General features: G+C 68.7%; 23 protein-coding genes. 18 read left to right on the top strand and 5 right to left on the bottom strand.

Features of this window, described 5'->3' with window-relative positions; genetic code table 11:
• Window positions 1-36 precede the first annotated feature (36 nt).
• Together ACWEOI_RS34110 and ACWEOI_RS34105 are read right to left on the bottom strand one after the other, a co-directional pair.
• Complete coding sequence (locus ACWEOI_RS34110; protein WP_433666527.1) at window positions 37-819, bottom strand: VOC family protein; 783 nt, start codon at window positions 817-819, stop codon at window positions 37-39.
• 97 nt (window positions 820-916) lie between these two features.
• The gene (locus tag ACWEOI_RS34105) at window positions 917-2,704 is read right to left on the bottom strand and encodes an ABC transporter ATP-binding protein (protein WP_452362251.1); all 1,788 of its coding nucleotides are present in this window, start codon (window positions 2,702-2,704) and stop codon (window positions 917-919) included.
• An 84-nt stretch (window positions 2,705-2,788) separates the two neighbouring features.
• Here ACWEOI_RS34105 and ACWEOI_RS34100 point away from each other — a divergent pair, with 84 nt between their 5' ends.
• From ACWEOI_RS34100 to thpD, 11 genes are all read left to right on the top strand, one after another.
• The gene (locus ACWEOI_RS34100) at window positions 2,789-3,271 is read left to right on the top strand and encodes a MarR family winged helix-turn-helix transcriptional regulator (protein WP_387309372.1); all 483 of its coding nucleotides are present in this window, start codon (window positions 2,789-2,791) and stop codon (window positions 3,269-3,271) included.
• A gap of 65 nt (window positions 3,272-3,336) precedes the next feature.
• Window positions 3,337-3,981: a pentapeptide repeat-containing protein gene (locus tag ACWEOI_RS34095; protein WP_433666524.1), complete on the top strand. Its 645-nt coding sequence runs from the start codon at window positions 3,337-3,339 to the stop codon at window positions 3,979-3,981.
• A gap of 41 nt (window positions 3,982-4,022) precedes the next feature.
• Complete coding sequence (locus ACWEOI_RS34090) at window positions 4,023-6,275, top strand: molybdopterin-dependent oxidoreductase (protein ID WP_452362250.1); 2,253 nt, start codon at window positions 4,023-4,025, stop codon at window positions 6,273-6,275.
• Window positions 6,272-6,775 carry a winged helix-turn-helix transcriptional regulator gene (locus ACWEOI_RS34085; RefSeq protein ID WP_357095641.1) on the top strand — a complete coding sequence of 168 codons (504 nt, stop codon included), beginning with the start codon at window positions 6,272-6,274 and terminating at the stop codon, window positions 6,773-6,775. The genes ACWEOI_RS34090 and ACWEOI_RS34085 overlap by 4 nt, the downstream gene beginning before the upstream one ends.
• 28 nt (window positions 6,776-6,803) lie before the next feature.
• Window positions 6,804-7,346, top strand: a complete 543-nt coding sequence (locus ACWEOI_RS34080) for a YaeQ family protein (protein ID WP_357095638.1) — start codon at window positions 6,804-6,806, stop codon at window positions 7,344-7,346.
• Complete coding sequence (locus tag ACWEOI_RS34075) at window positions 7,346-8,032, top strand: L,D-transpeptidase family protein (RefSeq protein ID WP_452362249.1); 687 nt, start codon at window positions 7,346-7,348, stop codon at window positions 8,030-8,032. The genes ACWEOI_RS34080 and ACWEOI_RS34075 overlap by 1 nt, the downstream gene beginning before the upstream one ends.
• Window positions 8,033-8,283: 251 nt before the next feature.
• On the top strand, window positions 8,284-9,009 hold the full coding sequence (locus ACWEOI_RS34070) for a winged helix-turn-helix domain-containing protein (RefSeq protein WP_433666520.1): 726 nt from the start codon (window positions 8,284-8,286) through the stop codon (window positions 9,007-9,009).
• 94 nt (window positions 9,010-9,103) lie between these two features.
• A complete protein-coding gene (gene ectA, locus ACWEOI_RS34065; RefSeq protein WP_433666519.1) occupies window positions 9,104-9,640 on the top strand; it encodes a diaminobutyrate acetyltransferase in 537 nt (178 codons plus the stop codon).
• Window positions 9,637-10,917 carry a diaminobutyrate--2-oxoglutarate transaminase gene (ectB, locus tag ACWEOI_RS34060; RefSeq protein ID WP_433666518.1) on the top strand — a complete coding sequence of 427 codons (1,281 nt, stop codon included), beginning with the start codon at window positions 9,637-9,639 and terminating at the stop codon, window positions 10,915-10,917. Before ectA ends, ectB begins: the two co-directional genes overlap by 4 nt.
• A 1-nt stretch (window position 10,918) precedes the next feature.
• Entirely contained in the window at window positions 10,919-11,308 is a 390-nt protein-coding gene (locus ACWEOI_RS34055; protein WP_433666517.1) for an ectoine synthase, read from the top strand.
• A gap of 9 nt (window positions 11,309-11,317) precedes the next feature.
• Window positions 11,318-12,202 (top strand): ectoine hydroxylase, encoded by an 885-nt coding sequence (gene thpD, locus ACWEOI_RS34050; RefSeq protein ID WP_433666515.1) that lies wholly within the window; start codon window positions 11,318-11,320, stop codon window positions 12,200-12,202.
• Window positions 12,203-12,208: 6 nt separating this feature from the next.
• On the opposite strand, the gene ACWEOI_RS34045 is transcribed toward thpD, so the two are convergent.
• Window positions 12,209-13,153, bottom strand: a complete 945-nt coding sequence (locus tag ACWEOI_RS34045; RefSeq protein ID WP_433666514.1) for an oxygenase MpaB family protein — start codon at window positions 13,151-13,153, stop codon at window positions 12,209-12,211.
• Window positions 13,154-13,289: 136 nt separating this feature from the next.
• On the opposite strand from ACWEOI_RS34045, the gene ACWEOI_RS34040 reads away from it, so the two are divergent.
• From ACWEOI_RS34040 to ACWEOI_RS34015, 6 genes are all read left to right on the top strand, one after another.
• Complete coding sequence (locus ACWEOI_RS34040) at window positions 13,290-13,949, top strand: TetR family transcriptional regulator (RefSeq protein WP_433666513.1); 660 nt, start codon at window positions 13,290-13,292, stop codon at window positions 13,947-13,949.
• A 113-nt stretch (window positions 13,950-14,062) separates the two neighbouring features.
• On the top strand, window positions 14,063-15,469 hold the full coding sequence (locus ACWEOI_RS34035; protein WP_452362248.1) for a cytochrome P450: 1,407 nt from the start codon (window positions 14,063-14,065) through the stop codon (window positions 15,467-15,469).
• Window positions 15,466-16,368, top strand: a complete 903-nt coding sequence (locus ACWEOI_RS34030; protein ID WP_452362247.1) for an alpha/beta fold hydrolase — start codon at window positions 15,466-15,468, stop codon at window positions 16,366-16,368. The genes ACWEOI_RS34035 and ACWEOI_RS34030 overlap by 4 nt, the downstream gene beginning before the upstream one ends.
• The gene (locus tag ACWEOI_RS34025; RefSeq protein ID WP_433666510.1) at window positions 16,352-17,209 is read left to right on the top strand and encodes an SDR family NAD(P)-dependent oxidoreductase; all 858 of its coding nucleotides are present in this window, start codon (window positions 16,352-16,354) and stop codon (window positions 17,207-17,209) included. Before ACWEOI_RS34030 ends, ACWEOI_RS34025 begins: the two co-directional genes overlap by 17 nt.
• On the top strand, window positions 17,206-18,699 hold the full coding sequence (locus ACWEOI_RS34020) for a flavin-containing monooxygenase (RefSeq protein ID WP_452362246.1): 1,494 nt from the start codon (window positions 17,206-17,208) through the stop codon (window positions 18,697-18,699). Before ACWEOI_RS34025 ends, ACWEOI_RS34020 begins: the two co-directional genes overlap by 4 nt.
• 72 nt (window positions 18,700-18,771) lie before the next feature.
• Window positions 18,772-19,395 (top strand): TetR/AcrR family transcriptional regulator, encoded by a 624-nt coding sequence (locus tag ACWEOI_RS34015; protein ID WP_452362245.1) that lies wholly within the window; start codon window positions 18,772-18,774, stop codon window positions 19,393-19,395.
• 20 nt (window positions 19,396-19,415) lie between these two features.
• On the opposite strand, the gene ACWEOI_RS34010 is transcribed toward ACWEOI_RS34015, so the two are convergent.
• Window positions 19,416-20,000 (bottom strand): helix-turn-helix domain-containing protein, encoded by a 585-nt coding sequence (locus ACWEOI_RS34010; protein ID WP_452362244.1) that lies wholly within the window; start codon window positions 19,998-20,000, stop codon window positions 19,416-19,418.
• Window positions 20,001-20,082: 82 nt separating this feature from the next.
• On the opposite strand from ACWEOI_RS34010, the gene ACWEOI_RS34005 reads away from it, so the two are divergent.
• Window positions 20,083-21,048, top strand: coding sequence for an NAD(P)/FAD-dependent oxidoreductase (locus ACWEOI_RS34005; protein ID WP_452362243.1), 966 nt, complete (start codon window positions 20,083-20,085; stop codon window positions 21,046-21,048).
• Window positions 21,049-21,307: 259 nt separating this feature from the next.
• Here ACWEOI_RS34005 and ACWEOI_RS34000 read toward each other — a convergent pair.
• Window positions 21,308-21,898, bottom strand: a 591-nt coding sequence (locus tag ACWEOI_RS34000) for a DUF222 domain-containing protein (RefSeq protein WP_452362242.1), incomplete at its 5' end; no start/stop codon positions are given.

Raw genomic sequence — 21,898 nt, 5'->3', positions numbered from 1 at the left:
GGCGCAGCGCCACTCGGCCTTCGTCGGCTCCGGATATCAGCCGCTGGTGACGGTGGTGTCGATGAGGCCGAACACCTCACCCTGCGGGCCCGCCACGATGCCCATGCGTCCGAAGGGGCTGTCCGAGGCGCCCATGAGCACGGTCGCGCCGAGTGAGGTCGCCTTGTCCAGCGCGGCGTCCGCGCCTGCGACCTGGAACCAGGTCAGCCAGTAGTTGGGGCCGCCGCCGGGCTGCCCGGTGCTGTCGGCCATGCCGCCCATCGGCCGTCCGTCCGGACCGGCGAAGGTTGCGTAGGGCATCTGGTCGTTGCCGATCTCGTCGTACGACCAGCCGAACACCGCGTTGTAGAAGTCCTGGGACGGCTTGTAGCCGTTGGTGTGCAGGTCGTTCCAGCAGTACGCGCCCGGCTCGTTGAAGATTCCGGCGCCGGTGTGCGCCTTGGCTTCCCAGACGCCGAACACCGCGCCCGCGGTGTCGCCGGCGATGAACATGCGCCCGACGTCCATGACGTCGAAGGGCGGCATGAAGACCGCGCCGCCGGCCTTGGTCACCGCGCCCGCGATCGCGTCGGCGCTGTCGGCGGCGAAATAGGTGGTCCACACCGAGGGCATGGGGTCGGGACCCATCTTGGGTCCGATGCCCGCGGCGGGTTTGCCGTCGAGCATGGCCATCAGATAGCCGCCGGCCTCGGGCGGGCTGTCGAGGACTTCCCAGCCGAGCAGCTGGGAGTAGAAGTCCCGCGCGGCGGCGGGATCGTCGACCGAGCAGTCGACCCAACACGGAGTTCCTTGCGGCCAAACCTTGTCTGTCGTGGGCATCCGGATCCTCCCGATAACGGTCGGTGTGGGCCGGCCGCTGCGGTCGGCCGGACCCAGAATACCGATTGGTCGCCGTGATCGGTGCGATCCGTCCAGGTCAGACGTCCAACGCCCCGACCACGTCGTCGAAGGTGTCGCGGGCCAGCAGCTCCGCGTAGAACCCATTGCGCTCGACCAGTTCCCGGTGCGTCCCGCGCTCCACCACTCGGCCGCGGTCGAGGACCACGATCTGATCGGCGTCGCGGATGGTCGACAATCGGTGCGCGATCGTGATGGTGGTCCGATTCGCCGACAGCGTGTCGATGGCCGCCTGCACCTCCCGCTCGGTGCGGGTGTCCAGTGCGCTGGTCGCCTCGTCGAGCACCATGATCGGCGGATTGCGCAGGATCGCCCGCGCCACCGCCAGCCGCTGCTTCTCGCCGCCGGAGAACCGGTAGCCGCGCTCGCCGACCAGGGTGTCGTAGCCGTCGGGCAGGCTCATGATGTGGTCGTGGATCTGCGCCGCGCGCGCCGCGGCGTGCAGTTCCTCCTCGCTGGCATCGGGTTTGGCGAAGCGCAGGTTGTCGGCGACCGAGGAGTGGAACAGATAGGTCTCCTGCGACACCACGCCCACCGCCGCGGACAGGTCGGCGAACGACAGATCCCGCACGTCGACCCCGTCGACGATGACCCGTCCGGCGGTCACGTCGTAGAGCCGCGCCACCAGATAGCCGAGAGTCGTCTTGCCCGAACCGGTTTCGCCGACGATGGCCAGGCTGGTCCCGGCGGGCACGTCGATGTCGATGTCGCTGAGCACGTCCCGGTCCGCGTCGTAGCCGAAGCCGACCCGGTCGAACCGCACCGCACCGGTCACCCGCTCGGGCAGCGGGGTGGGGCGCTCGGGCTCCTCGATCTCGGGTCGCAGATCCAGGTATTCGAAGATCCGCCCGAACAGCGCCAGCGAGCTCTGGATGTCCACGCCGGTCGACAGCAGCATCACCGACGGCCGCAGCAAACCGCTCTGCAGCGTCGTGAACGCGACCAGGGTGCCGATCGACACCAGCGGATGCCCCGAGGCCACGGTCATGCCCGCCGCCCAATAGACCACCGCGGGCATGGCCGCCATCACGATGGAGATGGTGGACTGCCGCCACCGCCCGGCCATGCTCGCGCGGATCTCGAGATCCACCAGTCCCCGCGATTCCCGGGTGAAGTCCTCGACCAGGGCGGGGGAGCGGCCCATGGTGCGCGCCAACAGGATTCCGCTCACCGACAGCGATTCCTCCACGATCGCCGACATGCCCGCCAGCTTGCGCTGCTTCTCCCCGGTGATGCGCCGGCGCTCGGAGCCGACCCGGCGGCTGATCCACACGAACAGCGGCAGCATGGCCAGCGAGACGAGGGTGAGCCGCCAGTCGAGCGCGAACATGGCGATGACCGCGGCGACGACGGAGGTGAAGTTGGAGACCAGGGAGGTGAGTGTCGAGGTGACGGTGGACTGCATGCCGCCGATGTCGTTGGCGATGCGCGACTGCACCTCGCCGGTGCGGGTGGCGGTGAAGAACGACAGCGGCATGGATTGCAGCCGCGCGTAGACCGCCGAGCGCAGATCGTGCATGACGTCCTGGCCGACGCCGGTGGAGATGTAGGTCTGCAGCACGCCGAACACGCTGTTCAGCGCGGCCACGGCGATCATGCCCGCGGCCAGCAGGGTGAGCAGGCCGGTGCGGCCGCCGGGCAGGGCGTCGTCGATGATGCCGCGCAGCAGGAACGGGGAGGCCAGACCGGCCAGCGAGGCCAGGCCGACCAGGGCCGCGACCAGGGCCAGACGTCCCCGATAGGGCTGGAAGAGCCGGACGATCCGGCGAAGTTCCGTTTCCGGAGTCTGTGTGTCTTTCGAAGCCATAGCGCCTCCTTTCGCAGGGAGTCACACGCTGTAACTGAGTCTGACTCATTATTGTTCCGAGGACAATGAGTTATGCTCTGAATCATGTCGAGCACGCCCGCGGACCAGCCGCGCGCCGCCGGGGAACCCCGCGAGGACGACCTCGCCGAACTGTTCCTGCGCGCGACCAAACGCCTGCACCGCACCCAGTCCGCGCGGCTGTCCCCGCTCGGCCTGACCCCCGCCCAGGCCCGCGCGCTGCGCATCATCGGCCGCGCCGCCGAGCACGCGGACGAACCGCTGCGCATGTCCGCGCTCGCCGAGCACCTGGGCATCGTGCCGCGCTCGGCCACCACCGTGGTCGACGCGCTGGTCGCCGCGGGTCTGGTTGCCCGCGAAGCGGATCCGGCCAATCGCCGCGCCACCCTGGTGACCTTGACCGCGGCCGGTCGCGACGCGCTCGACCGCATGTTCGCGGCCCGGCGCGACGCCGCCGAGGAGATGTTCGCCGCCCTTACCCCGGAGCAGCGCTATACCCTGCGCGATCTGCTCGCCGCACTGACCTCCGGCGAATCCGCGCCGCGCTGACGGGCATACAGTCGGGCGTGTTCGCCGATCCGAGCTCGTCATCGTCATCAGCAAGGAGCCCGATAATGCCGCGTGAGCTGGCCGACCTGCCCTTCGCCCGTTTCCTGGAGCCGCAGGACGCGCTGCGCGACGAAGGCGCGTACGACTGCGCGCATTTCGACGGCCTGTCCCTGGACGACCCGCAGCTGCGCGGGGTCACCTTCACCGAGTGCGCCATCTCGGCCACCACGGTGAACGGCGGCTTCTTCCGGTATTCGCGCTTCAACGACGTCTGGCTCAACAGCACCCGCTGGATCCGCACCGATCTGTCCGAAACCAATTGGATGGACGCGGAATTCGTGATGGCCGCGCTGTCGGGGGTGGAGGCGTTCGGTTCGGTGCTGCGCCGGGTGAGCTTCCACAACTGCAAGTTCGATTCGGTGAATCTGCGCGGCGCGACGCTCACTGACGTCTCGTTCGTGGACTGCGTGCTGCGCGATGTGGACATCAGCGAGGCCAAGGCGACCTCGGTGAGCTTCCCGGGCTCGGAGATCTCCGGGCTGTCGCTGCGCAACGCGAAGCTGAAGCAGGTGGATCTGCGCCAGGCCCGGTCGATCGGCGTCTCCAGCGGTGTCGAATCGCTGTCCGGGGCGCTGGTCACCAACCATCAGCTGCTCGAGCTGGCCCCGGTGTTCGCGCACGCGTTCGGGATCGTGGTCAAGGATCTCTGAGTTAGTAGCGCTAGTGAACTGACTCGAGTTACGCTGCTCACATGACGGAGTGGCGGCCCACGGCCTGCATCCTGTGCGAGTGCAACTGCGGCATCCAGGTGCTGCTCGGCCCGGACGGCCGGTCCTTCGAGAAGATCCGCGGTGACAAGCTGCATCCCGCCTCGGAGGGCTACACCTGCAACAAGGCCCTGCAGCTGGACCGCTACCAGAACGGGCGCACCGGCCGTCTGACCTCGCCGCTGCGCCGTCGCGCCGACGGCAGCTTCGAGGAAATCGATTGGGACACAGTGATTTCCGAGATCTCCGCCCGGCTGCTCGAGATCGGCCACCACTTCGGCGGGGAGTCGATCTTCTACTACGGCGGCGGCGGTCAGGGCAATCACCTGGGCGGCGCGTACGCCCCGGCGACCATGGCCGCCTACGGCATGAAGTACCGCTCCAGCGCGCTGGCGCAGGAGAAGACCGGCGACTTCTGGGTGGGCGCGCGCATGACGGGCTACCCGATGCGCGCCGATGTCGAGCACGCCGAGGTGGCGTTCTTCATCGGCAAGAATCCCTATCAGTCGCACGGCTTCCCCCGGGCGCGCACGGTGCTCAAGGAGATCGCCAAGGATTCCGCCCGGTCCATGATCGTGCTGGACCCGGTCCGCACCGAGACCGCGGAACTGGCCGACTTCCACCTGCAGCTCAAGCCCGGCACCGACGTCTACCTGCTCACGGCCATGGCCGCGATCCTGGTGCGCGACGATCTCCTCGACGAGGAGTGGCTGGCCGCCCACACCACCGGCCTCGACGCCGTCCTCGAGGTGCTGCGGGCGGTGCCGATCGAGAAGTACTGCGCCATCGCCGATGTCGATCCGGACCTGGTGACCGCCGCGACGCACCGGCTGGCCGCGGCCGAGTCGGTGGCGGCGCTCGAAGACCTCGGCGTGCAGATGAACCGATACTCGACCGTGGTCAGCTATGTCGAGAAGCTGGTGTGGCTGCTCACCGGCAATGTCGGAAAGCCCGGCACCCAATACGCTTTCACCGGCCTGAGCAATCTCGGCCACGACCGCGGCCACCCGGCCGGCGAGGGCCCGAAGAGCCCGGTGGCGGGCGCGCCGATCGTGAGCGGGCTGGTGCCGTGCAATGTGATCAGCGAGGAGATCCTCACCGACCACCCCGCGCGCTACCGGGCCATGTTCATCGAGAGCGCCAATCCCGCGCACTCCCTGGCCGATTCGGCCCGGATGCGCGAGGCGCTGCGGGCGCTGGAACTGGTGGTCGTCATCGACGTCGCCATGACCGAGACCGCCCGCGAGGCCGACTACGTGCTGCCCGCGCCCACCCAGTTCGAGAAGTTCGAGGCCACCTTCTTCAACTTCGACTTCCCGCGCAATATCTTCCACCTGCGCCACCCGGTGCTGCCCGCCCCCGAGGGCGTTCTGCCCGAACCCGAGATCCACGCCCGCCTGGTCGAGGCCGCGGGCGTGCTGGGCGAGGCCGACTACGCGCCGCTGCGGGCCGCACTGGCCCAGGGCCGCGAGGCGTTCGCCATGGCCTTCCTGGGCATTCTGGGCGATCCGGCGCGCTCGAAACTGGCTCCCGTGCTGCTGTACCGGACGCTGGGGGAGACCCTGCCCGACGGCGCGGCGTCGGCGGCGCTGCTCTGGGCGGCCGCCTACAACATGGTCCGCAAGTTCCCGGCCAGCGTCGAACGCGCCGGGTACGGCACCGGACTGGAAGCCGGGGAGCGGCTGTTCGAGGCGATCCTGACGGGCAAGCACGGCATCGTGATCTCCGAGGACGACTACGAGGAGACCTGGAACCGGGTGCGCGACAAGGTGATCCGCCTGGAGGTGCCCGAACTGCTGGACGTGGTCGCCACCCTGCCCGAGCCCGACGCCGACGACGCCGCGGCCTGGCCGTTCGTCCTCTCCGCCGGCGAGCGGCGGGCCTTCACCGCCAACACCATCTTCCGGGACCCGGCTTGGCGCAAGCGCGATGCGGCCGGAACCCTGCGCCTCAGCACCGGCGACGCCGAACGGCTCGGGCTCGCCGCCGGGGACCTGGTGCAGGTCACCACCCGCCGCGGCACTGCGCGCGTGCCCGTCGAACCCACCGACCGGATGCGCTCGGGCCACCTGTCGCTGCCCAACGGTTTCGGCCTCTCGGTCGCCGACGCCGACGGCACCCCGGTCACCACCGGGACCGCGCCCAACGAACTGACCTCGGTCGAGGATCGCGACGAATGGGTCGGCACCCCCTGGCACAAGTACGTTCCCGCCCGCCTGGATACCGTGACCACATGAAACGTACGAGTTTCGCGAACTGGCCGTGCACCGTCGCCCGCACCGTCGACCTGCTGGGCGACTGGTGGACGCCGCTGATCCTGCGCGAAGCTTTCTACGGCGCCAAGCGTTTCGACGATTTCGAGTCCACCCTCGGGCTCAGCCGCAATGTCCTCACCCAGCGGCTGACCCGGCTGGTGGAGGCGGGCCTGCTCGACAAGGTCCCCTACCAGGACCGCCCGGTGCGCCACGAATACCGGCTCACCACCCAGGGCCGCGACTTCTTCCCGGTGATCGCGGCCATGATGGCCTGGGGCGACCGCTATCTGGCCCCCGAATCCGGGGAGCCGGTCCTGCTCCACCACACCGCCTGCGACCACGACACCCACGCCGAGGTGGTGTGCGCGCATTGCCGGGAACCGCTGCGCCACGAGGACATCTCCGCCCGGCTGGGCCCGGGCTTCCCGGCGCGGCTGCGCGACGCCGCGCTGGCGACGGGCCGGTTCGCCGACGAGCCCTGAACCAGGGGTGTTCTAAGCTGCAAGCACTATGGCCCTGAACGCGACTCTCCACACCTTCGCCGTGCAACTGTCCGATATCGATCGGGGGGTGTACGAGGAGTTGGACCTGCGGGTCGCCCAGCATCCTTCGGAGACGGCCGAATATATGCTGACCCGGGTACTGGCCTACTGCCTCGAATACGAGGAGGGCATCGCGTTCAGTGTCGGCGGGGTCTCCTCGACCGATGAGCCGCCGGTGATGATCCGTGATCTCACCACCCGCATGACCGCCTGGATCGATGTGGGCGCGCCCGAGGCCGCCCGGATCCACCGGGGCAGCAAACTGGCCGATCGCGTGGTCATCTACACCCACCGGGATCCGGTCAAGGTGCTCGCCCAGCTCCCGGCCAAGCGGATTCACCACGCTTCGGAGATCCGCGTCTACTCGTTCGACCCCACCTTCATCGAGGACGCGACCCCGTTCCTGCAGCGCCGCAACGCGCTCACGCTCTCGATCACCGACCGGCACCTGTATCTGGAGCTGAACGGCAACACGCTGTCGACCGATATCGAAGAGCACCGCCTGTCCTGATGGCCGCCTCCCGTCGACGCCTGCTCAGCACGGCCGCGGTCACCGCGGCCCTGCTGACCGTGACGGTCGGCTGCGGCCAACGGCACGCCGAGACCGATGATCGACCCGATTACAGCGGCCCGGCCGGGCAGGTCATCACCGTGACCTCCGAGTCGGCCGACGCGACCACCGCCACCCTCAGTGCGTGGGATCGGGTTGGGGCGCAGTGGGTTCGGGCGGTCGGACCGTTGCGCGCCGATGTCGGCGCACAGGGCATCGGCCCCGCCAGCGAATCGGCGACCCGTTCACCCGCCGGAATCTGGTCACTGACAGAGGCTTTCGGCATCGCAGCCGACAATGGCACCCGGCTGCCGTACCGGCGGGTGACGACCTCGGACTGGTGGGTGTCGGACACCGCGTCGCGGTACTACAACACGCATTACAGTTGCGCGCCGGGCAGTTGCCCGTTCGACGAATCCGCCGGTGAGGATCTCGGCAGCGCGGGCCCGGCCTACGATCACGCCGTCGTCATCGACTACAACCGCGCTCCCGTGGTCGCGGGGGCCGGATCGGCCTATTTCCTGCACGTCGGCGACGGCCACCCGACCGCGGGCTGCGTCGCGGTTCCCGCCGCCGACCTGGACCGGCTCATGCGCTGGCTGGATCCGGCACGCGGGCCGGTCATCGATATCGCCGTCCGGGAATAACACCCGAAAACCGCGATTTCGCATTCGAAACACCTTGTGCCTGTTCTCACAATGTCGCACATGCGACCTGCGGGTTACCGGACCGGGTGAATAGCCGCGGCGCCCTCCGGAGTCGTGCGAAAAGCACGTTTGACGTGTGGCAATTCCATCAATGCGCGCCAGTTATCGCGTGCACACCGCAAAAGCCAGCATGTTTCGGGCAACTAAGGTTCGGGTATTCGACTTTGTCGAACGCGAAAAGGAATTGAAACATGGGTGCGAGCCTGATGATCGTGGGGGACGACTACGGGGTCCGCGGCTCCTTGCGGGCGGCGATGGAAGAGGAAGGATACGAGGTCGCCGAGGCGGGCGCGGGTGAGGCCGCGCTGGAACAGCTGCGTGTGAACGGCGCGCCGGACGTGATGGTCGTGGACCTCTTGTCCGGTGAAATGGACGCCTTCACCTGTATTCGTGAGGTCCGCCGCGCGCACGAGGTGCCGATCATGGTGGTCAGCGCCAGCAACGACACCCACGACGTAGTCGCCGCCCTGGAAGCGGGGGCCGACGACTTCGTCACCAAGCCGTTCGAGATCAAGGAGATCAGCGCGCGCATGCGGGCGCTGCGGCGGCGCCCGCACCTGGGCGGGCTGCCCGACGAATCGGTCACCGAAGCGCTCACCGAGATCGTGCTCGACCCCGACGACGCTGCGCCGCTGGTGCTTTCGCCCGAGGGTGGCGCGGTGCGCCGGGGCGAGGAGCAGATTCCGTTGACCATCACCGAATTCCGGCTGCTGTGCGAGCTGGCCGCGAATCCGGGGCGTGTGCTCACCCGCACCCTGCTGCTCGAAAGAGCCTGGGACGAAGGCTTCTTCGGCGACGAACGACTCGTCGACGTCCATGTGCGCCGCTTGCGCACGAAGATCGAGGCCGACCCCTCCGATCCCCGCATCGTGGTGACGGTGCGCGGGCTCGGTTACCGCCTCGACATGCCCCGCTGAGGCCCGAGTCCCGGGCGGAGTCATCGGATCGTCATGAGATCGCAATGAGTTCGCATGGAAGACCTCAACGTTGCTTGGTCAGGCTGGGATGGTCATGCAGATCCCAATCAGCAAATTTGACGCGATATCCCAGCAAACCATCCAGATCCGGGAACCCGAGCTCGCCGACGGCGCGCACATGTGGCAGATCGCCGAGAACTCCCGGGTACTCGACACCAACTCCAGCTACGCCTATCTGCTGTGGTGCCGCGATTTCCCGGCCACGTCGATGGTCGCCGAGATCGACGGTGAGGTAGCCGGTTTCGTCATCGGTTACACCCGGCCGTCGTGGCCCAATGTCCTGTTCGTCTGGCAGGTGGCCGTGGACCAGCCACACCGCGGGCACGGACTGGGCGTGGACATGCTCGACGCACTGCTGGAACGCACCACCGCGCACGGCATCACCCAGCTCGAAACCACCATCTCGCCGGACAATCCGGCGTCGGTGGCCATGTTCGCCGCCCTGGCCCGCCGCCGGGGCGCGGCTCTGACCCGCACGACCTTGTTCTCGGCGGATCAATTCCCCGGCGGGCATCAGCCGGAGGATCTCTACCGCATCGCACCGGTGACCACTCAGGAGGAACCGCGATGATCACCACCACCCCCGACCTGTCCGTGTTCGCGGATCTGGAATCGAATGTGCGCGGCTACTGCCGCTCCTGGCCGACGGTGTTCGACACCGCCTCGGGAGCCTGGCTGCGCGACGAGACCGGCCGCGAATACCTGGACTTCTTCGCCGGCGCGGGCGCGCTCAACTACGGCCACAACAACCCGGTGCTCAAGCAGTCGCTGCTGGACTACATCGCGGGCGACGGCCTGACCCACGGCCTGGACATGTCCACCGTCGCCAAACGCGAACTGCTGGAATCGCTGCGCGAACGCATCCTGCGGCCGCGCGGCCTCGACTACAAGGTGCAGTTCCCCGGACCCACCGGCGCGAACGCGGTGGAGGCGGCGCTCAAACTGGCCCGCAAGGTGACCGGCCGCACCGAGATCCTCAACTTCACCAACGCTTTCCACGGCATGACGCTGGGCGCGCTGTCGGTCACCGGCAATGCCGCCAAGCGGGCGGGCGCGGGCGTGCCGTTGCAGCACGCCACCTCGATGCCCTTCGACGGCTACCTGTCCGGCACCGAGGGCGACTCCTTCGAATGGATGGAGCGCGTCCTCGACGACGCCTCCTCCGGCCTGGACAGCCCGGCCGCGGTCATCGTCGAGACCGTGCAGGGTGAGGGCGGGGTCAATATCGCCAGCGTGGAATGGCTGCGCAAGCTGGCCGGATTGTGCTCCGCGCGAGAGATTCTGCTGATCGTGGACGACGTGCAGATGGGTTGCGGCCGCACCGGCCCGTTCTTCTCCTTCGAGAACGCCGGCATCACACCGGATATCGTCACCCTGTCCAAGTCGATCGGCGGCTACGGCCTGCCGATGGCGCTGGTGTTGTTCAAACCCGAACTGGACCAGTGGAAGCCGGGCGAGCACAACGGCACCTTCCGCGGCAACAACCCGGCCTTCGTGACCGCCCGCACCGCCATCGAGCACTACTGGTCCGACGACGGCCTGGAGTCGGCCACCCGGGCCAAGGGCGCCCGCATCGAGCGCGCCCTGACCGGCATGGCCGCCGCCTTCGACGGCGTGAGCGCCCGCGGGCGCGGCCTGGTGCACGGCCTGGTCTTCGACGACGCCTCGCAGGCGGAGAAGGTATGCGCCGCCGCCTTCCAGCGCGGACTGCTGGTCGAGACCTCCGGTCCCGAGGACGAGGTGGTGAAACTGCTTCCGCCGCTGACCATTTCCGAGTACGAGCTCGATCACGGCCTGGAACTGCTGGCCTCCTCGCTGGACGCCCTCGGCAGCGGACGGGGTCGCTGACATGATCGTGCGCACCACCGCCGAGATCACCGGCACCGACCGCGATGTCGCGGGTCCGGGCTGGCGCAGCAAGCGGATCGTGCTGGGCGGCGACCGGGTCGGTTTCTCGTTCCACGAGACCACCATCGACGCCGAGTCCGTCCACGAGTTCCACTACCAGAATCATGTCGAGGCCGTCTGGCTGGTCGAGGGCGACGGCACCCTGGTCGATCTCGACCACGGCGTCACCTACGAGCTGGGCCCCGGCTCCATGTATCTGCTCGACGGCCACGAACGCCACCGCCTGTTCGCCCGCAGCCGGATGCGCATGCTGTGCGTGTTCAATCCGCCGGTGACCGGGCAGGAGGTCCACGACGAGAACGGTGTCTACCCGCTGGTCGCCGTCGACTAGGAGATTCGCATGACCCTGTCCGACTACGGATTGATCGACCGCTACCGCACCCGCACGGTCGCCGGGACGCCGCCCATCGAGCGTGACGACCCGACGGTCTGGGGCCCGATCGACTCCCACGGCCTGGCCGAGTTCGACGACAACGGCTACGCCGTGCTGGACATGCTGCTCGACCCGGACGAGGTGCGAGCGGTGGCGACCGAGATGCAGCACCTGACCAGCGATCCCGAATTGCTGCTCGACGAGCGTGTGATCATCGAGCGGGCCTCGCATCGGGTGCGCTCGGTCTTCGACGTGCACCGGTTCAGCCCGATGATCGGGGAACTGGTGCGCCAGGACCGGATCGCGGGTCTGGCCCGCCAGATCCTCGGCTCGGATGTCTACCTGCACCAGGCCCGGGTGAACTACATGCCCGGGTTCACCGGCGCCGGGTTCTACTGGCACTCCGACTTCGAGACCTGGCACGCCGAGGACGGCATGCCCGCCCCGCGCGCGGTGAGCCTGTCGATCGCCCTGACCGACAACTACCCGTTCAACGGCAGCCTGATGGTCATGCCCGGCTCGCACCGCACGTTCGTGCCGTGTCAGGGCGAGACGCCCACCGACCATCACCGGGTGTCGTTGCGGGAGCAGCAGATCGGCGTGCCCTCCCAGGAGGCGCTCACCGATCTGGCGGGCAAGCACGGCGTCACCCAGTTCACCGGTCCGGCGGGCTCGGCGCTGCTGTTCGACTCGAACCTGATGCACGGGTCCTCGGGCAACATCACGCCGTTCCCGCGCTCGAATCTGTTCCTGGTGTTCAACAGCGTCGAGAACACCCTGCGCGATCCGTACTCCGCGCCGGGTCCGCGGCCGGAGTACCTGGCCAGCCGCGACTTCACACCGCTGATCTGACTCGGATCAGCTTGCGGCGGTGACGGTCCGATGCCCGCGCGTCCCGTAGAGGCGGCGGGCATCGGCCGGGGTCACCGTCTCCAGCCGCGCGGGCAGGTCACCCTTGATGTGCTGTTCGAGGATCTGCCCGGCCATCGGCGCGATGATCGGCGCGGCCATGATCAGGCCCTTCTTGTTGAAAAGGCTGAACAGCCACACCAGGATCCGGCCCGCCGGGCGCACCATCAGATCCACGAACCCGGGCCGGTCGAACTGGCCCAGCTTGCGCTGCCACTTCGGCAGGGTCGCGATCGAAGCGAACGACAGCAGCCGCGCGCCGAGCGCATAGGTCCAGCCCGCGCCGTTCTTGGGCGAGGTGAACAGCAGCTGCCGCATCCCGTCCTGTGCGGCCTCCGAAGTGCACAGGCGCGCACGGACATCGGCGTAGTACTGGCGCACGCCCTCGCGGGTGATCGGCACGTCCTCGGGCTTGCAGGTCTGCAGCTCGGCGGCGACGCGGCACTCCCGCCAGTACTGGGCCTCCTCCTCGGGAGTCAGTCCGGGCCCGAACATCTCGTAGGCCTTGAGCACCGACTGCCAGCCGGTGATGTGGATCCACAGCTGGGTCTCGGGGGAGTTGGCGCTGTAGCGCTGACCGCTGATCGGCTCGATGCCGGTGTTCTTGGCGTGCACCGTCATCAGATGCTCCGAGGCCTGGATGGCGGTGCGGGAATCGCCGATGGCCACGATCAGGAAGTACGCGAAAGTGGCGTCGAGGCGGTCGCGCGGCTCGGAGTAGATCTTGCCGGTGTCGGCGACGGCCGCGGTCAGGAACGGATCGAAGTGCTCGAGGGTGACCGCGCGCTGGAATCCGATGACGGCGGTGGGGGAGGTCCACACCTTCCAGCTCGGGGAATCCGGGCCGAAGAAGCCGTAGTCGTCGCGGCGGAGGGTGGTCGGATCGAAGGTCACTGGGGGCTCCTCTACAGGTTCGATCCCATGGAATACAACGCCACCGTAGCAATTGCCGGGAATGAATACAACGGTTGCGTAGCTTTACCCTGGACGGGCGCGTGACCTCGCGATCCGGGATGACAGAATGGGGCCGATGAAGGTGGAGGCAGGGGATGAGGGCATGACGGCGGACCGCCCGCGGCGGCGCTACGCGCCCCGGCTGCCACCCGGGGAACGCCGCGCGCAATTGCTCGACGCCGCCTTCGCGGTCCTGGAGAAGGCCGAACTCCACGAGCTCAGCATGGAGGCCGTCGCCGCCGAGGCCGGCGTGGGAAAACCCGTGCTGTACACCGTCTTCAAGACTCGCGCCGAGCTCGTCGCCGCCCTGCTGGAACGCGAACGCGAACGTGCCCTCGAACAGGTCGCCGACACCCTGCCCACCGACCTGCTCGGCGCGGATCCGGTGGTCGCGGCCTCCGCCTCGGTCCGCGCGTTCGTCGATGTGGCCCTGGACAATCCGACCCGCTGGCGACTGCTGCTCTCGGGCCCCGGCAATGCCCCCGACGAATACCGCGAGGCCATCCGCAGCTCCCGCGCGGGCATCTTCGACCAGGCCGAGGCCCTGGTCCGCATGGGCCTGATCACCGATTCCCGCTGGGCCGGAATCGATTCCGGCCTGCTCACCGATTCGCTGCTGACCATCGCCGAGATGCTGGGCCGGATGGCGGTCAGCGAACCGGATGTATACCCCCGTGAACGCATCGAGGGATTCGTCCAGGCCATCGTCGCGCTGCTCGTCGGCACCGGCCAGTAAGCGGAAACGCCACCCCATCGCCCCTGACGTCGCGAAAGTGACCCTTGCCACACCGTGGTACACGGGCGTACCGTCGCGCTGGTACGCAGAGGTACCACGCTGGGAGATGGCGCATGACCACAGTGACACTGCCCGACGGACCGACGACGCCGGGCTTCGTGCAGGGCATCGAGATCCTGGCCGGGCGCACCCGGGCCTGGCGGCGGCTGCATCAGCGCTACGGGTCGGCGTTCGTGGTGTCGATGCCGCGCTTCGGGCCCACCGTCGTGCTGTCCGACCCCGCCGAGGTGAAGGCGCTGTTCACCACTCACACCGATCTGGTCGACAATCTCGATATCAACCTCGGCCAATTCCTGGGCCCCGGTTCGCTGTTCGCGCGGCGCGGTGAGGAGCATCGCAAGGAGCGCAAACTGCTCACCCCGCCCTTCCACGGGCGGCGACTGGCGGTCTACGAATCGCTGATCGAGGAGGAGGCCGTCCGCGAGATGGCCACCTGGCCCTCGGGGCGCGAATTCGCGACCATGGATTCGATGATGCGCATCACGCTCAATGTGATCCTGCGCGCCGTATTCGGTGCGGAGGGAGCCGAATTCGAGCAACTGCGCGAGGTGATCCCGAAACTGGTGCTGGTCGCCTCCGCGCTGGCGGCACTGCCGGTGCCGCAGGGCTTGTTCGGGCGCTTCGGGCCGTGGGCGCGGTTCCAGACCCACCGCGCGAGCTACGACGAGATCGTGGGACGGCTCATCCGCCGCGCCGCCGCCGACCCGCACCTGGCCGACCGCGACGACGTGCTGGCCATGCTGCTGCAGGCCCGCTACGACGACGGCTCGGCCATGACGCAGAGCGAGATCGCCGACGAGCTGCTCACCCTGCTCACCGCGGGCCACGAGACCACCGCCACCTCGCTGGCCTGGACCGTCGAACGCCTGCGCCGGCACCCGCACATCCTGGCGCGCCTGGTCGAGGAGACCGACGCGGGCGGCTCCGCGCTGCGCGAGGCGGCGCTGCTCGAGGTCCAGCGGGTGCGCCCGGTCATCGACGCCACCGCCCGCAAGGTGCGGGTGGACGATTTCAAGCTGGGCCGCTGGACGCTGCCGCGTGGCCAGCACGTCCTGGTCAGCATCCGGCTCATGCACGACAACCCGGAATTGTTCGCCAACCCACGCGATTTCGACCCGGACCGGTTCCTCGACGCGCGGCCGGGGACGTTCAACTGGATCCCGTTCGGCGGCGGCGCGCGCCGGTGCATCGGGGCGGCGTTCGCGACCATGGAGATGAACGTGGTGCTGCGGGTGCTGTTGCGCGACTTCACCCTCGCGCCCACCGACGCGCCCGACGAGCGCACCCACTTCCGCGGGGTCGCGCTGGCTCCCGCGAAGAAGGGGCGCGCGGTCGTGTACCGCAGGACGCCGCGGTCGACCACGGACGTGGAATCCGGCGCGGTATCGGTCGAATCCAGGACTGTCGCAAACGAATCCGCCGACTCCCGGGACGCGCGCGGCGAGCAGGTGACCGCGTGAGCGAGCGGGTCGCCGAGGTCGGGCGCGGCATCACCCTGACCTACGAGCGGCAGGGCGCGGGTGTGCCGCTGCTGCTCATCGCCGGGCTCGGACAGCAGAAGCACGAATGGCACGACGGTCTGGTCGCGCAGCTGGTGGTCCGTGGCTACGACGTGGTGCGGTTCGACAATCGCGATGTCGGCGCCTCCACCCACGCCGGGTTCCGGCCGCCGGGCGGTCTCGCCATGGCCCGCAAGCGCTGGGACGCACAGCAATACGATCTCGGGGACATGGCCGCCGACACCGCCGGACTGCTCGACATCCTCGGCTGGCGGTCGGCGCATCTGGTCGGCATGTCCATGGGCGGGATGATCGCCCAGACCGTGGCCGCCCGCTATCCCGAGCGGGTGTCCTCGCTGACGTCGATCTTCTCCACCACGGGCGCGCCGCGGGTCGGGCGGCCCGCGCCGTCCACCTGGATTCGCATGTTCGCCAAGCCCGCTCGCACCCGGGAGGAGCACGTCGAGGGCGCGGTGCGCATGTATCGGCACATCGGGTCGGCCGGATATCCCCTCGACGAGCCGCGGATCCGGGCCACGGCGGGCCTCACCTGGGATCGCGATCCGCGCCCGGCGGCGGGCGTGGGGCGGCAGCTCGCCGGAATCCTCAAGTCCGGGGACCGGACTCGCGAGGTGCGGACCATCACCGCGCCGACGCTGGTGGTGCACGGCGACCGCGACCAGATGGTGAACCCCACCGGCGGCGCGGTGACCGCCGCCGCGATCGCGGGCGCGCGCCTGCACACGGTGCCGGGCATGGGCCACGATCTGCCGGTCGCGCTCTGGCCCACCTTCGCCGACCTCATCGACACCCACATCCGCACCGCCGAATCCAGGAGTTCCGATGCCCCGAACCTCTAGGCCGCTGTCCGGCCACCCGGTCATGATCACCGGCGCGGCCTCGGGAATCGGGCGGGGGCTGGCTCAACTGCTGTCCCGCCGTGGGTCGCCGGTGGCCATCGCCGATATCGACGCCGACGGATTGAAGCAGACCGCGGCCGGACTGAACGGGCCGGTGCTGACCCGGGTACTGGACGTGCGCGACGCCGCCGACCAGCTCGCGTTCGCCGAGGAAGTGCGGGCGTGGCTGACCGCACCCCTGGCCGCGGTCTTCAACAATGCCGGTGTGGCCGTGTCCTCCTCGGTGCTCGACACCGTGCCCGCGGACGACGAATGGCTGCGGCAGATCAACTTCGACGGCGTCGTGAACGGGACGCGAGCCTTCCTGCCGATCCTGGTCGAACAGGGCAGCGGCGCGATCGTCAACACCTCCAGCGTGTTCGGGCTGGCGGGCATGCCGTACCAGAGCGCCTACTGCGCGGCGAAATTCGCGGTGCGCGGATTCACCGACGCGCTGCGGCAGGAACTGCGGGGGACCGGCGTCTCGGCGGTGACCGTGCACCCCGGCGGCATCCGCACCAATATCGCCCGCAACGGACGCGTCCGGCAGGACCCCGAGGGCAGGGGCCGCAGCCACGAGCAGATGGCCGCCGAATTCGAGGCCATGACCATGACCAGCCCGGAGAAAGCGGCCGAGATCATCTGCCGCGGAGTCGAACGCGGCAAGGCGCGCATCCTCGTCGGACCCGACGCGTATCTGTTCGACACCCTCACCCGGGTGACCCCGACGCACTACTTCGACGTGCTGTCGGTCGTGATGGGCCTGGTGCGGACCCGGGCCGCGAAGGGAGCAGGACGATGACCGAACACGTGGACGTGCTGATCGTCGGCGCCGGACTGTCGGGTATCGGGGCGGCGCATCATCTGCAGGACGCGTTCCCGGACCGCGGCTACGCCATTCTCGAGGCCCGCGAGGCCATGGGCGGGACCTGGGATCTGTTCCGGTATCCGGGGGTGCGGTCGGACTCCGACATGCACACCCTCGGGTACCGGTTCCGGCCGTGGGTGGCCGCCGAGGCCATCGCGGACGGGCCCGCTATCCTGTCCTACATTCGGGATACCGCCGCCGACGCGGGCATCGACCGGCGAATCCGGTACGGGCACAGCGTGACCGGGGCCTCGTGGGACTCGGAGGAAGCGCGCTGGACCGTCGGATACGAGCACGGCGGCAGGGCCTCGACCATCACCTGCGACTTCCTCTACCTGTGCAGCGGGTACTACCGCTACGACGAGGGCTATGTCCCGGAGTTCGCCGGTCTGGACGAGTTCGGAGGACAGGTCGTGCATCCGCAGCACTGGCCCGCCGAACTCGACTACGCCGGAAAGCGGGTCGTGGTGATCGGCAGCGGCGCGACCGCGGTGACGCTGGTGCCCGCCATGGCCGAGACCGCCGCGCACGTCACGATGCTGCAGCGCTCACCCACCTACATCATGTCCGCGCCGAGCGTCGACGCCGTCGCCACCAAGCTGCGGCAATGGCTGGGGGAGCGGCGCGCCTACGCCGTCACCCGCTGGAAGAACGTGGCCATAGGCACCGTCATCTACCAGCTCAGCCAGCGGCGACCCGCCATGATGCGCAAGTTCTTCCGCAACCTCACCATCAAACAGCTGCCCGACGGCTACGACGTCGACACCCATTTCAATCCCAGCTACAACCCGTGGGATCAGCGGCTGTGCCTGGTTCCGGACGGGGATCTGTTCCGGGCGATCAGCGCCGGACGAGCCTCGGTGGCCACCGACCGCATCGAACGGTTCACCGCGGACGGCATTCGGCTCGAATCCGGGACCGAACTGCCCGCCGACATCGTGGTGACCGCGACCGGACTGGATCTGCTGGCATTGGGCGGCATCGCGCTCACCGTCGACGGCCGTGAGATCGCCGCCTCCGACACCATGGCCTACAAGGGCATGATGCTCAGCGGCGTCCCGAATTTCGCCTTCACCATCGGCTACACCAACGCCTCCTGGACGCTCAAGGCCGACCTGGTCGCCGAATTCGTCTGCCGGCTGCTGCGGCACCTCGACGAGCACGGCTACAGCCAAGCCACGCCCTGGCCGGACCCTGCGGTGACCACCACGCCGCTGCTCGACTTCCAGGCCGGCTACGTGCTGCGGTCGATGGACCGCTTCCCCAAGGCCGGATCGCGCCCGCCGTGGCGGCTGGGCATGAACTACGCGCAGGACGTGATCACCTTGCGGCACGGGCGAATCGAGGACGGCACCATCCGCTTCGGCCGCCGTTCGGTGCGCGCCGCGAGCGTCGATCGCGGGCCGGAACCGGTGACCGCCTGACCTCGGTGACCAGCGCCGCGGCGAACACACCGGCCGTCGCGGCGCCCACCGAGATCCGGGCAAACTACGCTGATGCTCGTGACCCGCGCCGACTCCGCCACCAGCGCCGACACCGCCGCCGAGTCCGGCTTCCGGCGTCGGCTGCTCGATGCCATGGCCGACGCGATCCGCGAGCGCGGCTACCGCGACACCACGGTCGCCGACATCGTGCGCCTGGCCAAGACCTCGCGACGCACCTTCTACGAGCATTTCGACGACAAGCAGGACTGCTTCGTGGCGCTGCTGACCGAACGCAACAATGACACCATCGCGCAGATCTACGCCGCCGTGGACGTGTCCGCGCCGTGGGACACCCAGATCCATCAGGCGATCGAGGCGTGGATCGGGGCCTCGCGCGAGGACACCCCCATCACGCTGGCCTGGATCCGCGACATCCCGGCGCTGGGGGAGCGAGCCCGGGACCTGCAGCGCGACGCCGCGAACGCGTTCATCACGCTGATCCAAACCCTGACCGGCACAACGGAATTCCAGGGCGCCGGCCTGCATCCGCCGACGCATCGGATGGCGACCATCCTCTACGGCGGGTTCCGCGAGCTCATCGCCTCCACGGTGGAGGACGGGCGCGACATCACCGAGATCATTCCGGTGGCGGTGGAAACCGCGCTGGCGCTGATCGGTCCGCGCTACCCGGCCTGATCGGTTCCTGCGGGGCCTGATCAGTCCTTGCGGGGGCGGGCGCGGAAGTGGGCGCGTTCGCCCTGTTTGCCGAACAGGCTGAGGAATTCGACCGGCCGATCGTCGGCCGCGCCGAACCAGTGGGGTTCGCGGGTGTCGAATTCGGCGGCCTCGCCCGGCTCCAACACGAGGTCGTGCGCGCCGAGGATCATCCGCAACCGGCCGTTGAGGACGTAGAGCCACTCGTAGCCCTCGTGGGTCTGCGGATTCGGTTCGGCGCGACCGGATCTCGGATCCATGATGATCTTGAATGCTTGAATCCCGCCCGCCCGCCGGGTCAACGGCAGCATCTGCATCCCGCCGCGCGTGATCGGCCGCATGTGGACCCGCGGATCCCCGGTGTCGGGCGCGTTCACCAGCTCGTCGAGGGTGACGCCGTGGGCGCGCGCCAAGGGCAGCAGCTGCTCCAGGGTGGGGCGCCGCGCCCCGGATTCCAGCCGTGACAGTGTGCTGACCGAGATCCCCGTCTCGGTGGACAGCTCGGCCAGTGTGGTTTCCCGTTGTTTACGCAGCTCACGGAGTCGTAGGCCCACCCCTTCCAGGGCTGCGTCGATATCCTCGGTCATGCCTCCAGTTTGCCACATCGGCAAAGAAGGTTGCCGATATGCCCGCGCGGTCCGCATGGTCGTAGGCAGGAGGTGGTCATCAATGACCGATCAGCTGAACGACAGCTACGACGTGGTGGTGGTAGGCGGGGGACCCGCGGGCCTGAACGGAGCCCTCATGCTCGCCCGGGCCCGCCGCACGGTGGCGGTGATCGATGCGGGCGCCCCGCGCAACGCCCCCGCCGACCGGGCGCACGGCCTGTTCGCCCGCGAGGGCGTCCCGCCCGCCGAACTACTGACCCGCGGCCGCACCGAGGTCCGCGACTACGGCGGTCAGGTGATCGACGGCGAGGTGTCCGGAATCACCAGGGACGGTGACGATTTCGTCGTCACTCTGGCAGGTGCCCGCACCACCCGCGCCCGTCGCGTCCTGGTGACCTCGGGCCTGGTCGACGATCTCCCGCTGATCCCCGGTCTGCGCGAGCGCTGGGGCCGCGACGTCATCCACTGCCCCTACTGCCACGGCTGGGAGGTCCGCGACCGCCCGATCGGCGTCCTGGGCTTGGGCCCCATGGCGATTCACCTCGCGCTGCTGTTCCGCCAGTGGAGCGACGACATCGTCTACTTCGCCCACACCAATACACCGCCCACCGAGGAGGAGTTGGAACAACTAGCCGCCAGGGGGATCCGCGTCGTCCCCGGCGAACTGGCCGCCGTTGAAATCACCGACGACCGCATCACGGGTGTCCGTCTCTCGGACGGCGCCATCGTCCCCCGCGAGGTCCTGGTCGCCCCCACCCGCATGCTGGCCCGAGCCGCCTTCCTCTCCGACCTCGGGCTGACTCCCGCCGTACACCCTTCCGGCGCAGGCGAATACATCCCCGCCGACCCCACCGGTCGCACCGATGTCCCCGGCGTCTGGGCCGCCGGCAACGTCTCCGACCTCTCCGCCCAGGTCGGCGCATCCGCCGCCGCTGGCGCCTTGGCTGGAGCTCACATCAACGCCGACCTGGTGAACGAGGAAACCCGTCAGGCCGTCGAGACGTATCGAGCGCGCGCCCTGCTGTAGTCGGGATCAAGACGAGACCAAAGACCAAAGACCAAAGATAAAAGACGCCTGGAGAAGAGAAGAAAAGACAAAAGAAGAAGAGCCGAGAGCACAAGACGCCGGAGCGGTTGGTCTCTGGTAGGTGATGCGTGCAGTCTGTGGGCTGGGATCGGCGGGAAGCGGATCCCGGCCCGGCGTCAGCCCAGGTCCGGCAGGGCAGGTGAGGTGACCACACTCCCCGTTGTTCTGCGCACGCCGGCAGGAGACGAGCAGCCGGGTGTCATGCTGCCCGTGAGCGCCACGTTCGGCAGCTGGAATCGATGGCGGCGGCGATCGCCTGCCCCACGTGATGGCGGTCGTTGACGCGTGGGGTGCCGGTGGGATCAACACTCTTCGGTGCAATCCACCCTGTCCGGCCGGGGTGGGGCGAGTCTTTACCCATCACAACGGTTTTCCAGCCATCGGGGCTGTCGTTGACCAGCGCGTGGCAGTGGTCGCACACCAATGTCAGGTTGTTGATGTCGGTCGGCCCGCCCTTGGCCCAGTCGGTGACGTGGTGGGCGGCGCACATGTTGGCGGGTTGTTCACAACCCGGTCGAGTACATCCCCTGTCGCGGGCGAGAAGAGCCAATCGTTGGGCGCGGTTGGCGGTGCGGCGGGAGCGACGCAGGAACAACGGCATCCCGTCCCCGTCGAGGACCGCGATCACCGGTCGGGTCCCTTCGGCCATCTTCAAGGCTTCGTTGATGGAGATCTGAGTCCCGGAGGCGGTGGTCGCGACGCCGGTGCCGTTCTCCAGGTCGGTGAGGCTCATGGTGAGCACGACCTCGACGGGCAGGCCACGGTGCATGCCCAGGGTCCGCATGTTCAC

It is taken from the genome of Nocardia sp. NPDC004340 (genome assembly GCF_053602575.1).
This window is presented reverse-complemented; position numbering and strand designations above follow the sequence as displayed.

Bases quoted from the DNA above. Each gene is read 5' to 3' on its own strand.
- ACWEOI_RS34110 (WP_433666527.1), bottom strand. From the start codon at position 819: ATGCCCACGACAGACAAGGTTTGGCCGCAAGGAACTCCGTGTTGGGTC.
- ACWEOI_RS34105 (WP_452362251.1), bottom strand. From the start codon at position 2,704: ATGGCTTCGAAAGACACACAGACTCCGGAAACGGAACTTCGCCGGATC.
- ACWEOI_RS34100 (WP_387309372.1), top strand. From the start codon at position 2,789: ATGTCGAGCACGCCCGCGGACCAGCCGCGCGCCGCCGGGGAACCCCGC.
- ACWEOI_RS34095 (WP_433666524.1), top strand. From the start codon at position 3,337: ATGCCGCGTGAGCTGGCCGACCTGCCCTTCGCCCGTTTCCTGGAGCCG.
- ACWEOI_RS34090 (WP_452362250.1), top strand. From the start codon at position 4,023: ATGACGGAGTGGCGGCCCACGGCCTGCATCCTGTGCGAGTGCAACTGC.
- ACWEOI_RS34085 (WP_357095641.1), top strand. From the start codon at position 6,272: ATGAAACGTACGAGTTTCGCGAACTGGCCGTGCACCGTCGCCCGCACC.
- ACWEOI_RS34080 (WP_357095638.1), top strand. From the start codon at position 6,804: ATGGCCCTGAACGCGACTCTCCACACCTTCGCCGTGCAACTGTCCGAT.
- ACWEOI_RS34075 (WP_452362249.1), top strand. From the start codon at position 7,346: ATGGCCGCCTCCCGTCGACGCCTGCTCAGCACGGCCGCGGTCACCGCG.
- ACWEOI_RS34070 (WP_433666520.1), top strand. From the start codon at position 8,284: ATGGGTGCGAGCCTGATGATCGTGGGGGACGACTACGGGGTCCGCGGC.
- ectA (WP_433666519.1), top strand. From the start codon at position 9,104: ATGCAGATCCCAATCAGCAAATTTGACGCGATATCCCAGCAAACCATC.
- ectB (WP_433666518.1), top strand. From the start codon at position 9,637: ATGATCACCACCACCCCCGACCTGTCCGTGTTCGCGGATCTGGAATCG.
- ACWEOI_RS34055 (WP_433666517.1), top strand. From the start codon at position 10,919: ATGATCGTGCGCACCACCGCCGAGATCACCGGCACCGACCGCGATGTC.
- thpD (WP_433666515.1), top strand. From the start codon at position 11,318: ATGACCCTGTCCGACTACGGATTGATCGACCGCTACCGCACCCGCACG.
- ACWEOI_RS34040 (WP_433666513.1), top strand. From the start codon at position 13,290: ATGAAGGTGGAGGCAGGGGATGAGGGCATGACGGCGGACCGCCCGCGG.
- ACWEOI_RS34035 (WP_452362248.1), top strand. From the start codon at position 14,063: ATGACCACAGTGACACTGCCCGACGGACCGACGACGCCGGGCTTCGTG.
- ACWEOI_RS34025 (WP_433666510.1), top strand. From the start codon at position 16,352: ATGCCCCGAACCTCTAGGCCGCTGTCCGGCCACCCGGTCATGATCACC.
- ACWEOI_RS34020 (WP_452362246.1), top strand. From the start codon at position 17,206: ATGACCGAACACGTGGACGTGCTGATCGTCGGCGCCGGACTGTCGGGT.
- ACWEOI_RS34015 (WP_452362245.1), top strand. From the start codon at position 18,772: ATGCTCGTGACCCGCGCCGACTCCGCCACCAGCGCCGACACCGCCGCC.
- ACWEOI_RS34010 (WP_452362244.1), bottom strand. From the start codon at position 20,000: ATGACCGAGGATATCGACGCAGCCCTGGAAGGGGTGGGCCTACGACTC.
- ACWEOI_RS34005 (WP_452362243.1), top strand. From the start codon at position 20,083: ATGACCGATCAGCTGAACGACAGCTACGACGTGGTGGTGGTAGGCGGG.